At 48.1% G+C, this 14,317-nt stretch carries 11 protein-coding genes and 3 pseudogenes; 8 read left to right on the plus strand and 6 right to left on the minus strand.

Features of this window, described 5'->3' with window-relative positions; genetic code table 11:
* Positions 1-6: 6 nt before the first annotated feature.
* From K6Q96_RS20475 to K6Q96_RS20490, 4 genes are read right to left on the minus strand one after another with little or no spacing between them, the layout of a single operon-like run.
* Positions 7-861 (minus strand): heme/hemin ABC transporter substrate-binding protein, encoded by an 855-nt coding sequence (locus K6Q96_RS20475; RefSeq protein ID WP_251882290.1) that lies wholly within the window; start codon positions 859-861, stop codon positions 7-9.
* Positions 858-1,274, minus strand: a complete 417-nt coding sequence (locus tag K6Q96_RS20480; RefSeq protein ID WP_251882291.1) for an ExbD/TolR family protein — start codon at positions 1,272-1,274, stop codon at positions 858-860. Before K6Q96_RS20480 ends, K6Q96_RS20475 begins: the two co-directional genes overlap by 4 nt.
* Positions 1,271-1,987 carry a MotA/TolQ/ExbB proton channel family protein gene (locus K6Q96_RS20485; protein WP_002535873.1) on the minus strand — a complete coding sequence of 239 codons (717 nt, stop codon included), beginning with the start codon at positions 1,985-1,987 and terminating at the stop codon, positions 1,271-1,273. The genes K6Q96_RS20480 and K6Q96_RS20485 overlap by 4 nt, the downstream gene beginning before the upstream one ends.
* Before the next feature lie 2 nt (positions 1,988-1,989).
* Positions 1,990-2,637 carry an energy transducer TonB gene (locus tag K6Q96_RS20490; RefSeq protein ID WP_251882292.1) on the minus strand — a complete coding sequence of 216 codons (648 nt, stop codon included), beginning with the start codon at positions 2,635-2,637 and terminating at the stop codon, positions 1,990-1,992.
* A 285-nt stretch (positions 2,638-2,922) separates the two neighbouring features.
* On the opposite strand from K6Q96_RS20490, the gene hutW reads away from it, so the two are divergent.
* The 5 genes from hutW (at position 2,923) to K6Q96_RS20515 (ending at position 9,636) form a co-directional block, all read left to right on the plus strand.
* A complete protein-coding gene (gene hutW, locus K6Q96_RS20495) occupies positions 2,923-4,314 on the plus strand; it encodes a heme anaerobic degradation radical SAM methyltransferase ChuW/HutW (RefSeq protein ID WP_251882293.1) in 1,392 nt (463 codons plus the stop codon).
* A gap of 13 nt (positions 4,315-4,327) precedes the next feature.
* Positions 4,328-4,852 carry a heme utilization cystosolic carrier protein HutX gene (gene hutX / locus K6Q96_RS20500; RefSeq protein ID WP_251882294.1) on the plus strand — a complete coding sequence of 175 codons (525 nt, stop codon included), beginning with the start codon at positions 4,328-4,330 and terminating at the stop codon, positions 4,850-4,852.
* Complete coding sequence (gene hutZ / locus K6Q96_RS20505) at positions 4,849-5,382, plus strand: heme utilization protein HutZ (protein WP_002535867.1); 534 nt, start codon at positions 4,849-4,851, stop codon at positions 5,380-5,382. The genes hutX and hutZ (K6Q96_RS20505) overlap by 4 nt, the downstream gene beginning before the upstream one ends.
* Positions 5,383-5,524: 142 nt before the next feature.
* Positions 5,525-7,717 carry a TonB-dependent hemoglobin/transferrin/lactoferrin family receptor gene (locus K6Q96_RS20510; protein ID WP_251882295.1) on the plus strand — a complete coding sequence of 731 codons (2,193 nt, stop codon included), beginning with the start codon at positions 5,525-5,527 and terminating at the stop codon, positions 7,715-7,717.
* Positions 7,718-7,812: 95 nt separating this feature from the next.
* A complete protein-coding gene (locus K6Q96_RS20515; protein WP_434802186.1) occupies positions 7,813-9,636 on the plus strand; it encodes an ABC transporter ATP-binding protein in 1,824 nt (607 codons plus the stop codon).
* Between the two features lie 66 nt (positions 9,637-9,702).
* Here K6Q96_RS20515 and K6Q96_RS20520 read toward each other — a convergent pair.
* Positions 9,703-10,314, minus strand: a pseudogene (locus K6Q96_RS20520) (family 1 glycosylhydrolase); the annotation flags it as partial.
* On the opposite strand from K6Q96_RS20520, the pseudogene hutZ (K6Q96_RS20525) reads away from it, so the two are divergent.
* The 3 genes and pseudogenes from hutZ (K6Q96_RS20525) to K6Q96_RS20535 all read left to right on the plus strand — a co-directional run.
* A pseudogene (gene hutZ / locus K6Q96_RS20525) lies at positions 10,314-10,784 on the plus strand (heme utilization protein HutZ); the annotation flags it as partial. The pseudogenes K6Q96_RS20520 and hutZ (K6Q96_RS20525) sit on opposite strands and share 1 nt — an antisense overlap.
* A 167-nt stretch (positions 10,785-10,951) precedes the next feature.
* Positions 10,952-11,143 (plus strand): annotated as a pseudogene (locus tag K6Q96_RS20530) (hypothetical protein); the annotation flags it as partial.
* Positions 11,144-11,264: 121 nt separating this feature from the next.
* Positions 11,265-11,942 carry a response regulator transcription factor gene (locus K6Q96_RS20535; protein ID WP_251882297.1) on the plus strand — a complete coding sequence of 226 codons (678 nt, stop codon included), beginning with the start codon at positions 11,265-11,267 and terminating at the stop codon, positions 11,940-11,942.
* A 49-nt stretch (positions 11,943-11,991) separates the two neighbouring features.
* Here K6Q96_RS20535 and K6Q96_RS20540 read toward each other — a convergent pair whose 3' ends face one another.
* The gene (locus K6Q96_RS20540; RefSeq protein WP_251882298.1) at positions 11,992-14,313 is read right to left on the minus strand and encodes an efflux RND transporter permease subunit; all 2,322 of its coding nucleotides are present in this window, start codon (positions 14,311-14,313) and stop codon (positions 11,992-11,994) included.
* Positions 14,314-14,317: the final 4 nt, after the last annotated feature.

Here is a 14,317-nt window from a genome sequence, read left to right on the forward strand (position 1 = left end):
AATGTACTACTCACCAGCCACAATGCGTTTGTTAAGGTCGTTAGCGAGATTTAGGCTCGCCAAACCAAAGCCACCCAGAATTGCGTAGCCAGAAATAGGGATTATGTTGTCGTTCTTGAATGCAGGTGTTGCCCTCAATAAAGGCTGTTGCTTCACCATACCTTCAATACCGCCAACCTGCGAAAGGGTGCGTTCGGATACCAGAATGTATTCAGGCTGCATTTCTACGATAGACTCGGTAGACAGCGGCTTGTAGCTGGTGGTTTCTTTTGCCGCAGGGTTAACTCCGCCAGCCAACTCGATCACTGTGTTCACTGTGGTTTCATCACCCGCGACGGTCAGTGGGCGGCCATCAGACATCATCATGAACATCACTGAAGGGCGTTTTTCAGGTGCTGAGGCGTTCAACTTTCCTATTTTCTCAGCAACATCCGCTTTAATTTCAGCACCTTTGTCTTCAGTACCAGTAATCGACGCGACTGAATCCACGCGCTGATTAAAGTCTTCAATGGAAGTGCCTGTTGGCAGTTTTTGAACATCGACTTTTGCCGATTTCAATAGGTTCAACGTGCTTTCCGGACCCATCTCTGGCGAGCCCACGAGATGGGTAGGGCTTAGCGCCAATAGGCCTTCCGCTGACAACTGGCGATGATAGCCCAGTACGGGAATTTCTCTGCCATCAAGGTAATGGCGGCTGGTTAAATCTACTGCAACCACTTCTTTTTCTGCGCCTAGTGCAAACAAAAGTTCAGTGACGGTTGAGCCAGCGCTGATGATTCTTGCATCCTGGGCGAACGCCGATGAAGTAAATAAGCCAGTAAAAAGCAGCGCAGCAGCGCCAAGTTTGAAATTCTTTTTCATTGTTCTTCCATCACAATATTGGTGGCGTTGATATTGTTGTTTTGCATGAAGGCGAGGACTTTAAGCATGCTTTCCACATTGGCTTGTTTGTCCGCAGCGATCACCACCGGTTTATCAGGGGCTTGGTGAATAGCTTCCAGAAGCTGTGCCGTAAAGGATTCCCAGTCGTGAAGAGGTTCACCTTGAAGTGCCCACGAAGGTGAACCGCTCAACACGTTGATGGCGATAACTTCACGGTTTGGAGATTCCAGAACTTCTGAATCATTGGTTTGGGGAATCGCGATATCCATGGTTTTAATTTGGATGTTTGCCGTAAGCAGCAAAAACACCATCACGATAAAAATAATGTCCAGCAACGGCGTGAGATCCGGAGTGAATGATGTTGATTCACTTTCTGGTTGAGAGCGGATCATGCGGCGCTTTCCCTCGGTGACTCTGAGCTAGAACCAGCGCAAGGTTTGCAATGCTTCGGACAGTCCGCGCTTTCATCGAATGACACACCGGCGAGATGCAGGTTGAAGTGGTTCAGCACGTATTCAATTTTTGCTAGTGTGCGATCTGCCCACAGCGCAAAAACTTGTGATGAAGCAATAGCTGGCAGGGCAATCAGCAACCCCGCGGCTGTTGTAGACATCGCCAATCCCAAGCCATCGGCCAATTCTGCAGGTGAAATACCACCTTGTGTGGCTGAAAGTCCTTTAAACATTTCTATCAGGCCGACAACGGTTCCCAGCAGACCAATCAAAGGACTCAGCACGCCAATAATGTTCAGCAATTTGAGACCTGCAGTGAATTGACGGCGTTTCTTTTGCAGCCAGATAGAAACAGCTTCTTCACGCAAAGATTTAGTGAAATGACGATGATTGATCAGCATGCAGATCCCTTGGGATAGGGTGCTTTTGTCCTGCTGATGACGCTCTACATACGTTTCTAGCTGTTTATCATTGGTCAGCGAAAGTGAGTAGATCTCTTTTTGCAAAGGTTTGCTGCCCGTTTTGGTATTCATAACAACGAAAACGATGCGCTCAAAGATGAGCATCAACATGAGTGCGGAAAGCAGTGTCAAAGGCCAGGTCATGATGCCCAGCTGAGCGTGGATTGACGTGAAAAATTGTAAGTCGAACATGATTAATCCAAATTAAAACGAACAGGAATTCTTACTCTGTGCGCCAGGGCGACACCGTTTTCTTCGTGGCCGTTGAAGCGCCACTTTTTCACCGCATCCATTGCAGCGCCATCAAGCAATTCAAACCCTGAACTCTTCAGTAAGGAGCGATTGGTTTGATTGCCTTCTTCGTCCAGCCAGACTTCTATAAGCACTGTGCCTTCCATCCCTTTACGTTTTGCCATTCTCGGGTATTTAGGTTGGGAAGGGCGGACTTTAAATGTGGGCCTTTCGACCAACATGGGAGAAGATGATTTCGCTTGAGTCATTTGACTTTCTTCACTCATCTTTTCAGCAATTTCTTTCGGTTTTTCCTCAGGTTTTTCTATTGTTTTTTTCGGTGGAAGAGGCTTTGTTTTCTCTTCTTTGCTTTCCTTCTTCGTCACCTTCTCAAGTGGCTTTTTCCTGGTTTCTTTTGGCGGGTTGACCTCAGGCTTCACCTTTTTCTGAGTTTCGACTTCTGCCTTCTTAGGTGGCTCCTTTTTTACTGAAGGAGATTTAACCGGTTTAGGTTCTGGCTGTGGCGTTTCTTGCTGTGGAGGATCTTCGACAGGAGCGGGTTCTGGCTCTTTTGGTACCTGTTTCGTCGACGCAATGAGCTGGATAGCCACACGATTTCCCGCATTGGCATCGTTAATTGTGAATTGAGGCGAGGGCGGTTGAGCCCAAATCGCCAAACTATGCAGTGCAACTGAAACGACACCACAAACTACGTACCGTCGAGTGTTCACACGTACTCCTGAAGAACTGATTTTAATAAGTGATTAGGTGCATTATGCATGAAATGCTAATGAGATCAATTATCAGTTGCATTATTATCTTTTATGAATATGATTGAAATCACAAGGAAACAGCTCGCAGTTTGACGCTGTTAATGTTAAAGGTTGCAAAATGAGATGAATGTTGATCTTCACAATCCGGAATTGGTCGGGCTAAGAACACCTGATCCACTTCGTTTTGCTTTTCAACGCAAGAAGAGTGCGCATGCCGGTGGCATGATGCGTTCAGTTAATTCTGAAGATATCCAAACTACGCTTGAAAAAGCACATGCAATCCCAGCGTCATCGGCGCATGCACCGCGCTGCCTGTACATTCACATTCCGTTTTGTCGCGTGCGTTGTACCTACTGCAACTTCTTCCAATACGCATCCAGCAAGTCATTGTTTGAAGGTTACGTTGAAGCACTGCGCGCAGAAATTCGATGGAAAGCCTCGCAAGTCTGGAGTCAGTCAGCGCCGTTCCAAGCGGTATACATTGGCGGGGGAACCCCAACCGATCTCAGTGGCGAACAAATCCGAATGATCGTCTCTGATATCCGCAGCCAATTTCCGCTGACACCGGACTGCGAAATCACACTCGAAGGTCGTATCAACCGTTTTGGATTGGACAAATTTGAAGCGGCACTGGAAGGAGGCGTTAACCGCTTCTCGTTCGGCGTTCAGAGCTTCAACACTCAGGTCCGTCGCAGTGCGAAGCGCCTTGATGACCGGGAAGTGGTGTTGGACAAAATCCAGCAATTAGCCAAATACAACGCGGCACCTATTGTTCTCGATTTGCTTTATGGCTTGCCTCACCAAACTCTGGATATCTGGCAGCAGGACTTGAATGACTATCTTGAGTCCGGTGCTCATGGTGTCGACCTGTATCAGCTCATCGAAATGCAGGGCTTGCCAATGGCAAAGTTGGTTGAGCAGGGCAAATTGCCGTATCCGGCAGATACACAAATGAAGGCCAGTATGTTTGAGATGGGCGTGAACTTCATGGCGAAGCACCATCAGAAACGTCTCAGCGTTAACCACTGGTCTTCAGACAACCGTGAACGCAGTATTTACAACTCGTTAGCGAAAACAACTGCGGAGATCATGCCTTTAGGGGCCGGGGCTGGTGGCAATGTCAATGGATGCCAGATGATGCAGACCCGCGATATGGATACCTACATCTCAGCGATCAATGATTTCCGTTACCCTGTCACTATGATGACGCTAGCGCCTGCTAATAGAGGTGTATCTGCTGAAGTGAAAAGCGGTTTTGATGACGGTGTGCTGGCTCAACACAAGTTGGATTCAGTGGCTGGACAAGGCTCGTTTGAAGCGCTGTCTCCCTTATTCGAAGCGTGGCAGGAAAACGGTCTGGTCTATCTTGAAAAGAATGAAAATGGCAGAAGTTATCTCACGCTGACTCTCGCCGGACAGTTCTGGGCGGTCACACTGGCCCAAAACCTGATTGAAGTATTACAAAACCAAACAGCGCAGAAAGTGCAAAGAAAAGCGGCAAACGTCGCAGCTTAGGAGTAGTTAAACGATGCAACAAGCGATCATCGTGACGGAAGAAACCAAAAAGCGCGTGGCTGAATATCTGGCCCAGGATGAGCACACACCAGTATCAAACATGGTGGATTCACTGAAACTGACGGAAGGTGAAATTACGCTGGCACTCCCAGAAAGTATGATTTCCCACGTGAAGGGTGAACTTGCACAGACCATTCTGGAAGCAATGCCACTATGGGGCAAGGTGACCACCATCGTACATTCTGGTGGCTCTGTCTTTGAATTTAAAGCGGCCTTTCCGAAAGGAAAAGTTGCACACGGTTACTATAACCTGATGGGGCGCGAAGGCCAGTTACATGGTCATCTTCGTCTGGATTTGGTCTCTGACATTGCATTTGTCAGTAAGCCATTCCGTGGTGCTGAGAGCCACTACATTGGTTTCTTCGACAACACTGGTCACTGTGTATTTAAGATTTACCTTGGCCGTGACAAAAAGCGTCAGCTATTCCCAGAACAAATTGAACTGTTTAACGCCATGAAGCAGGAGTTGGCAAAATGAGTGACAAAGCAGAACGTTTACAAAACCGTCTAGGCCCAGAAATCCAGGAGTTTCGTGATTCTCGCAACACGCTTCAATTGGGCACTGTAGACAAAGAAGGTAAACCACATACCAGCTATGCGCCTTTCGCTTTCTCTGAAATGGGTTACTACATTCTGGTTTCAGATCTTGCTACCCATGGTCAAAACCTCAAGCATCGCAAAGCCGTCTCTATCATGATGATCGAAGACGAAAGCGAGGCGCGCTCGATCTTTGCGCGTCGCCGCCTGTCATTTGACACCAATGCCGAACTGATTGAGCGTGATTCAGAACACTGGAAAACGGCAATTCAGGTAATGAGTGATCGTCTGGGCGAGATGATCGACAACCTCAGCCAACTTGGCGATTTCAACCTATACCGTTTGAATCCAGTCATCGGCCGTTACGTGAAAGGCTTCGGTCAGGCATTTGATGTGTCGGGTGAAGACATGCTTTCCGTGATCCACCTGAATGAAGGTCACGTGAAGAAGATGAAAGAAGAGAACGCTTAATCTCTTTTATCAGGCCCTTATTCTGAGGGCCTGATATCACCTCCCATAACTAGAAAAATCGCACGGAAACCAGTGTGAGTAGGTTTCTTTTGCCTGAAGAAAACTAATTGGGATTTCTCAGGCGCTTTAAAGAGTGGAAATTATGACTATCAAGAAAAACAAGCTGGCGATTTTGGTCGGCCTTCTCTGTGCGGGCAGTGCTTCAGCCCAAGACGTTTATACCTTTGACGAAGTGGTTGTCTCTGCAACCCGAAGTGAGCAAAACATCAGTGATGTAGCCGCTTCTGTTGATGTAGTGAACAGCGAAACAATCGAAGAGAACCTTGCTCAAGATCTTGAGCAGGCGATTGCGAATGAGCCGGGCGTGTCGATGCCGGGCACGGGTCGCTTCGGTAACTCAGGCTTTAATATTCGTGGTTTGAGCGACAACTACGTAAAAACCATGGTGGATGGCGTTGAACAACCTTCATCGTTCAACCCAGGCGCAGATGTGATGCGCAAATACAACAACACCGTTGAGACCGACACCTTGCAGCGTGTTGAGATAAGCAAAGGTCCTGCCTCCAGCCTATACGGCAGTGATGCACTGGCCGGTGCGGTGATCATCCGCACCAAGAACCCGGGCGACCTTCTGGTCGCTGAGGGTGATGACACCTATGCCAGCGTTAAAGGCGGTTACTACAGTGCTGATGAGAGCTACAAAGCGACTGCAACTTTGGCAAACCGTACTGGCGATCTGGAAACCTTGTTAATTTTCACACATCGCGATGGTCACGAAACAGCGACCCACGGCAGTGGCGCTGATATTGAAGGCCGCGAACGTGGACAGGCTGACCCATTTGATATCAACTCAGACAACCTTTTGCTGAAAGCTTTCTATCAGTTGAATGATGCGCATCGAATTGGCTTGACGGGTGAGATTTATAACCGGGAAGCAGGTGGCCTGGTGCTGTCTAACGAAGGCTATGAAATCATACCAGGCTTCGTATATACGCGTAACAGCGCCAGTGATGAAGACAAACGCAAGCGCGTCACCTTCGAGCATGAATGGCAAGCGAACAACGTCGCGTTCGACCACCTGAAATGGCAAGTGACCGCCCTGGAAAGTGAAAGTAATCACAACACCTTTGATGAAACGCCACAGCCGCCAACGTCATTTGGTCATGGATACCGTCAGCGCATGCGTAACGGTGTAGATAAGAGCGCCCAGTTTGATGCCCAGTTCGACAAGGCCATTGAACTTGAGAACAGCTTCCACGAAATCAGCTATGGCGTGAATTACATCACTAACGAGTTTGATCTGGATTACCGCGATTATTACCTAGAGGGTTACAAAGCGGGTACGTCAGTAGATAAAACCGGTGAAGTGCCAAACGCAGATTCAGTGAAATGGGGTATCTTTATACAGGATCAAGCTTTCTTCCTGGAAGAACGACTGGTAGTGAATGCGGGTCTTCGCTATGACAAGTTTACCGCAGAGCCAAAACAAGCTTCAGAAGATAATCCAAAGTCCAAAAGTGATGCGTTAACGGCGAAACTGGGTGCGGTTTATCACTGGACCGAAAGTCTGAGCAGCTACGGTAATATCAGTCAGGGTTACAAAGCACCAACACTTCAAGACCTTTACTACTTCTATGAAACTGACGCGGCAAGTGGTGCGGTATTCGAGGCAAACCCGAACCTGAAGCCGGAAGAGAGCATTGGTTACGAAACTGGTCTGCGCTTCACTCAGGACTTCGGTCGTATTGAGTTCTCGGTCTATTACAACGACTACAAAAACTTTATCGAAACGCACAAATTGGCTGATGACAACGGCCAGGGTAAAGAACTTTGGACCAAAGAAAACATCAGCAAAGCAGAAATCTATGGTGCTGAACTGAAAACACATTTGGCGTTGGATGTGCTGTTTGGCGCCCCTACAGGTCTATTTAGTGACATGAGCGTGGCTTACACCCAAGGTGAAGACAAAGAAAACGGTGAAGCGCTGGATACTGTCGCTCCACTTTCTGGTTACTTTGCGCTGGGCTATGCCGACGTTGAAAACACTTACGGTGGTAAGTTGTCAGTGAAAGCTGTTGCGGGTAAATCCGGCTCTGATTGGAGTAACTCAAACGGAACTGAAAACGTGGGTGCACCAGGTTACGCTGTAACAGATGTGACAGCGTTCTACCGCCCGGTGACAGATCTGACGCTGCGTGCCGGTCTGTTTAATGCCTTTGATAAGAAATATTGGGACTACAACGACCTGATTGGTGCGGAATCAACCACAGACGGACTTGATCGTCGCACGCAACCAGGACGTAACTGGGGTATAGAAGCCGAATACGTGTTCTAAACGCAGAATACCCTCTGAAGATAAACACCCCGGATTTCTCTGGGGTGTTTTCGGTTCTAGCCTGAGTTATGCTCAGAAGGTACATGATAATAAAAATGACAAAGAATTCTGGAGATACAGTGACTAGCAGTACGCTAACAACCATTTCGACACGTTGGTTGATTGATCAGGCGAAAAAGCACAAGAAACGCCTGATTACCGCCAACCTTATCGCTATCTGTGCGACGCTCATCAGCGTGCCAATTCCTCTGTTTATGCCGCTAATGGTCGACGAGGTGCTGCTAAACAAACCTGCCGGTGGGGTGAATTTCTTCAACCAGATTTTGCCTGAGTCACTGCAGCAACCAGCCAGTTATATCGTCATGGTGCTGATACTGGTGATTGTGATGAGGATTGTCAGCCAGGCGCTGAATATATGGCAAAGCCGTCAGTTTACCCTAGTGTCCAAATCCATCACTTGCAATATTCGCCAGCAACTCCTCGATAAGCTTGGCCGCATCAGTATGAAAGAATACGAAGAGCGTGGCAGCGGGGGAGTGAGTTCTCATCTGGTGACGGACATCGAGACTATCGACTCTTTCCTCGGCAACAGTTTGAGCCGTTTTGTGGTGGGTGTTCTGACGGTCTTTGGTACCGCAATTATCCTATTATGGCTCGACTGGGCGCTTGGCTTGTTCATTTTGCTGGTTAACCCATTAGTCATTTACCTCTCCCGCAAGATGGGCCAACGCGTTAAGCACCTGAAGAAGGCCGAGAACCAATCTTTTGAGCGCTTCCAGCAACGTCTGGTAGAGACGCTGGATGGCATCTATCAGCTTCGTGCTGCTAACCGTGAACGTGCTTATCTTGATGTTCTGAAGACAGATGCCGAAGCGATTCGCCACGATGCTGATAAGTACGCCTGGCAGTCAGAAGCGGCAGGGCGTGTTTCCTTCCTAATGTTCCTGATCGGTTTTGAGCTATTCCGTGCGGCGGCGATGCTGATGGTGCTGTTCAGCGACCTGACCATTGGCCAGATCTTCGCAGTATTTGGCTACCTATGGTTTATGCTCAGCCCGATTCAAGAACTGCTCGGTATTCAATATGCATGGTTCAGTGCTTCTGCAGCAATGAAACGTTTGAACGGTCTGCTTGCATTGGATGAAGAGCCACGCAACGCATCCGAGAAAGATCCGTTGGAATGCAAAGAAACCTTTGGCGTGGAATGTCGCGACCTGACCTTCAGTTATGACAGTGAAAAAACGGTGTTGAACGGTCTTTCTCTGAACATTCCTCAAGGCAAGCGTGTGGCGCTGGTTGGCGCATCAGGTGGCGGTAAATCGACGTTAATTCAACTGCTGCTGGGGCTTTATCGCAAGTCTGACGGTGAAATCCTGATTGATGGTAAACCTGTCGAAGAGATTGGTTACGAAACCCTGCGCCAGCATACGGCCGTGGTATTGCAACAACCGATGATCTTCAACGATACATTGCGTGAAAACCTGACATTAGGGCGAACCGACTTCTCTGACGATCAGCTGTGGCAATCTCTGGAAATTGCTCAGCTAAGTGATGTTGTCGATAAGCTGGATAACGGATTGGAATCCCAGTTGGGTCGACAAGGTCTCAAGCTTTCGGGCGGACAACGTCAACGCCTAGCGATTGCGCGTATGATCCTGACCAACCCGAAATTGGTTATTTTGGACGAAGCAACCTCAGCGCTGGATACCGCAACAGAAGCCGCATTGCATGAAGCACTGAATAACTTCCTGCAAGGCCGAACCACACTGATTGTGGCGCACCGTTTGTCTGCAGTGAAACAGGCCGACCTGATTTATGTGCTGGAAGATGGCAAGGTTGCACAAAGCGGTAACCACAGTGAACTGGTGCAAGAAGAGGGGGTTTATCAAACCCTGTATGGCAACCTTCAAGTTGGTTGATAACAAACAAAACATAAATCGAAGCCCTGCATCAGCAGGGCTTTTTACTTTCTTGAGCGGTACGGATTATTTCACTGTCAGCGAAGCACCCTGGGTTTTAATCACATCCTGGTACCAGAAGAAGCTCTTCTTACGTTTGCGTTCCAATGTGCCGGTAAAGTCGTCGTTTCGGTCGACATATATAAAACCATAACGTTTCCGCATTTCCGCGGTGGAATTCGCGACGAGATCAATCGGTCCCCACGTTGTGAATCCCATTAACTCCACACCGTCTAACATGGCTTCACTGGCCTGAACTAAATGGTCATTAAGGTAAGCAATGCGGTAGTCATCCTGAATCTCACCCTTTTCATCCAGTTCGTCGATTTCGCCCAGCCCATTTTCAACGATGAACAGAGGCTTCTGGTAACGGTCATAGAGGAAATTCAGCAAAATACGCAGGCCTTTCGGGTCGATGAGCCAGCCCCATTGGCTCTTGTCCAGATAAGGGTTTGGCACACTGGCAACGATATTTCCGACCTCTTTTTGCTTTGGGTCAGCACTTGCACAGCCACTGGCGTAATAACTGAACGAGATAAAATCGACTGAAGCGCTGGCAATGACTTCCAGGTCGCCATTTTCCATCGCGATATCAATGTCATTTTCTCTGAAGTAACGAAGCATGTAGCCCGGGTATTTCTCGCAATACGCTTCAATTGGGCACGGTAGACAAAGAAGGTAAGCCACATACCAGCTATGCACCTTTCGCGTTCTCTGAGATGGGTTACTACATTCTGGTATCAGATCTCGCTACCCATGGTCAAAACCTCAAGCACCGCACAGCCGTCTCTATCATGATGATCGAAGACGAAAGCGAGGCGCGATCGATCTTTGCGCGTCGCTGCCTGTCGTTTGACACCAATGCAGAACTGATTGAGCGAGATTCAGAGCACTGGAAAACGGCAATTCAGGTAATGAGTGATCGTCTGGGCGAGATGATCGACAACCTCAGCCAACTTGGCGATTTCAACCTATACCGTTTGAATCCAGTCATCGGCCGTTACGTGAAAGGCTTCGGTCAGGCATTTGATGTGTCGGGTGAAGACATGCTTTCCGTGATCCACCTGAATGAAGGTCACGTGAAGACGATGAAAGAAGAAAACGCCTAATCGCGCGTTTAGCAGGCCCTTATTCTGAGGGCCTGATCTGAGTTATCCCATAACGATAAAAATCACACGGAAACCAGTGTGAGTAGGTTTCTTTTGCCTGAAGAAAACTGATTAGGAACTCTTAGGCACTTCAAAGAGTGGACATTATGACTATCAAGAAAAACAAGCATGCCAGCGTTAAAGGCGGTTACTACAGTGCTGATGAGAGCTACAAAGCGACTGCAACTTTGGCAAACCGTACTGGCGATCTGGAAACCCTGTTAATTTTCACACATCGCGATGGTCACGAAACAGCGACCCACGGCAGTGGCGCCGATATTGAAGGCCGCGAACGTGGACAGGCTGACCCATTTGATATCGCTCTGAAAGCCGGACTCTCAATCCCTTTTTTGAGGCCGCTTGGGTATACTAAAAGACATGCATAATAAAAGTGGATAACCACAACACATTAAACAACGTTGCTAGGAAAGGCATTTGCTTATGGACAAGCTAAGACTGTTCGAACTCTCCAACCAGCTCAGGTGCGCCGGAAGCTCTGACGCTATTCATGCTTGGTTTGGAGAACTACAAAACGAAATTGATTTTGAATTCAGTATCCTCGGTTTATTTGGTGATGATTACGCCCCAGACCCTGTCTGTTATGGTTTCTCTACCGATCAATTTGCCAACTGTTTTAGTAAAAAAACCGCCGAAAGTGACCCGTTAATCGCGGCATTACAACAATCCAATCACGGCATCATGGCTCTGATGGACTCACATACCCATCCAGATTACGGTAAGCGCTTACTGCTGGCCGGATATCATGGCGACAAGAAGGCCATTTACCTCACCTCCTTTGGTGACCGCCAACCTTCCAGCGAAGAGATCGACGCGTTATATCTTTTAACGCCCCACCTCTATATGGCTTCAAGTTATGTCTGTGATCGTAACATCCGAGTGGAAACGCTACCTGCTCCAGAGAGCCAACTGACGACTCGAGAATGTGAGTTGCTTCCTTGGTTAAAACTGGGTAAGAGTAATTGGGAAATCAGCCGCTTACTCAACATCAGTGAACGTACCGTCAAATACCACCTACAAAATATTTATCGTAAGTTGGACGTACATAACCGAACGCATGCCGTGTCAAAAGCGATCGAGTTAGGCTGGTACGAGGATTAAAAAAGGCTTAGGACGAATATCCTAAGCCAAGTGGTACAAGCCAAGAGTGTCAGTAAATTAGGCGGTTTGTGGTTTGTGGTTTGTGTTGTGCCGCTTTGGCTGATTTCCCAGTCACTTTAAGCAAGGCAGGAATCAACAACAAATCAAGCACAAGCGCGATAATGATGGTGATTGCGGTCATCAGGCCCATGTCCGCATTCATCTTGAAGGAACTGCTCGCCAACACAAAGAAGCCTGCACTGAGCACTATGGTGGTACCTATGATTGCCAAGCCAGTCTCTCGAACGGCGGTAACAATCGATTCTTCTTCCGACTTCCCTTCCTTACGAGACGTGTGATAACGGTAGAGCAAGTGAATGGTGTCATCCACGACGATACCTAGCGTCATACTCGCAATGACGGAAAGACTCAAGCCAACTTCACCAATGCTCAGTCCCCACAAACCAAAGGCAATGGAGGCCGGCAAGATGTTTGGCAAGATGCTAATCACACCAAGGCGAACCGAGCGCAGAATCAAACCAATGAGGAAGGAAATCACCAATAGTGCCGCGGCAGACGCCGTCAACATGCTCACGTTGTTGCGATAACCAATGTGCGCAAACATGATGTCAGCACTCACTCCAGGACTAACGCTGCTTTCAGGAAATAAGCCTAACAACTGGCTGCGTAACGTCGATTCTAGAGCAATCAAATCATTGGACGACATCTTCTTCGCCGTTACGATAACGCGCAGTTCTTTTTTATCCAACGCGACTTGGTTGCTGAGGTTCAATCCGTAAGGAAGCGACATGTCATAAAGCAAAAGTGTTTGAGCAGACAACTCAGGATCACTGGTGAGACGATATTCACCTGCTTCATCGTTATGCAAGCTGCTGTTCAAGCGCTTCATGATGTCAGTCAGCGATTGAATGTGATACACGCCTTCGGTTTGGCGAGCCTGTTGAACAAACTGATCCAACTTATGCAGGAAATCAGGAGAGGTAATCAGTTCACCTTGTTCTGGTCGAATCGCATATTGAATACTCGCCACACCCGTTAAGTTAGCGTAGGTGAAATCGTTCGCTTGACGCACCGCATAGGATTCATCGAAATACTCAAACAAGGTGTCATCTATATCGTTTCGAACCAAGTTTGCAGCAATGACGCCACCACCAAGTACAACTACAGCAATCTTTAATCCAGGTTTCACCATGGCCCAGCGAGCGATGGCTTCAAGTGGCTTAGCAAGCCCTGAGCGCTTCACTACTTTACTCTTTCTTGCTGGTAACACGGCCAAAAGCGCAGGTACGAAGAACAACGTCAGGAACATAGCAGCAATCACGCCCATCGCGGTGATGTTGCCCAAATCGTTAAACGGAGGGGAGTCACTGAAGTTCATCGACAAGAAACCAACCGCAGTAGTCAAACTGGTCAGAATAATGGGTAAACGATGTTTCTCCATCGATTGCTGCAAAGCCACCAGCTTGGTTTCGCCTTTGTTCAGCGCGTGTTTATAGCCTTGCAAATAGTGAATGCAGTCGGCTACCGCCATGGTCAAAATGATAAGCGGTGCAGATGCAGACGGAGAGGTAATTGCCATGCCGAGCCAACCTGCAGCACCAAGCGCGATGAAGATTGAAGAGATGATGGTTAATGTCACTACCACCGAACTCCACAAGCTACGCAGATAAATGCCCGTGCCGATGACAATCAGCAGCAATGCGCCCGGCACCAAACTGCCCATATCTCGCTGTGTCGCCTCACCAAACGCGTCATTTTGCATCACCTGCCCCGTCAGATAAAACTGCACATCAGGGTAACGTGTTTGAGTTTCAGCAATCTTGTCTTGCCAGAACTGCGCGATTTCACGCACTTCTTCGGACTGACCTTCCGTCGTCAAACGCACCAACACATTGATTGCCGTCGAGTTCGCGTCTTGAGCTAAGTAACGATTAACCAGCTCAGGTTGTTTAAGCGCATAGGCTTTCTTCTCTGCAAGCAGCTCGGTATCAATGAGTTGGTTTGTGTTCACAAAATCTTCGACGATCAGGTCATCATTTTGAGCATGGGTATATTGGTAGTTGGTCAATGAATCCACACGATATGAGTGAGGTGTTTGCCACGCATATTCCGTCAGTTCCATGACCGCTTTCAGCACATTTTCCTGAAAGACATCGCCCGATTTCGGGTGCAAGACAATCAATACGCTGTCATTGCTGTTGTATTTTTCTTCGATGCTCTCAAACGCGATCAAATCTGGATTGTCGTCGCTAAAGAACACTTTATAGTCATTGTTTAAGCCGAGTTTCCCTAAGCCAACAAACGCTAGGGCCATGATGCAGAGCCACCCCACAAGGGCGAGCAAAGCTCTGGGTTTTGTCCATTTTTTCATTATT

This window comes from Grimontia kaedaensis, assembly GCF_023746615.1.
GTDB classification, from domain to species: Bacteria; Pseudomonadota; Gammaproteobacteria; order Enterobacterales; family Vibrionaceae; genus Enterovibrio; species Enterovibrio kaedaensis.

What these genes read in the sequence shown, in the direction of transcription:
- K6Q96_RS20475 (WP_251882290.1), bottom strand. Translation starts at nt 861, where the DNA reads ATGAAAAAGAATTTCAAACTTGGCGCTGCTGCGCTGCTTTTTACTGGC.
- K6Q96_RS20480 (WP_251882291.1), bottom strand. Translation starts at nt 1,274, where the DNA reads ATGATCCGCTCTCAACCAGAAAGTGAATCAACATCATTCACTCCGGAT.
- K6Q96_RS20485 (WP_002535873.1), bottom strand. Translation starts at nt 1,987, where the DNA reads ATGTTCGACTTACAATTTTTCACGTCAATCCACGCTCAGCTGGGCATC.
- hutW (WP_251882293.1), top strand. Translation starts at nt 2,923, where the DNA reads ATGAATGTTGATCTTCACAATCCGGAATTGGTCGGGCTAAGAACACCT.
- hutX (WP_251882294.1), top strand. Translation starts at nt 4,328, where the DNA reads ATGCAACAAGCGATCATCGTGACGGAAGAAACCAAAAAGCGCGTGGCT.
- hutZ (WP_002535867.1), top strand. Translation starts at nt 4,849, where the DNA reads ATGAGTGACAAAGCAGAACGTTTACAAAACCGTCTAGGCCCAGAAATC.
- K6Q96_RS20510 (WP_251882295.1), top strand. Translation starts at nt 5,525, where the DNA reads ATGACTATCAAGAAAAACAAGCTGGCGATTTTGGTCGGCCTTCTCTGT.
- K6Q96_RS20515 (WP_434802186.1), top strand. Translation starts at nt 7,813, where the DNA reads ATGACAAAGAATTCTGGAGATACAGTGACTAGCAGTACGCTAACAACC.
- K6Q96_RS20535 (WP_251882297.1), top strand. Translation starts at nt 11,265, where the DNA reads ATGGACAAGCTAAGACTGTTCGAACTCTCCAACCAGCTCAGGTGCGCC.
- K6Q96_RS20540 (WP_251882298.1), bottom strand. Translation starts at nt 14,313, where the DNA reads ATGAAAAAATGGACAAAACCCAGAGCTTTGCTCGCCCTTGTGGGGTGG.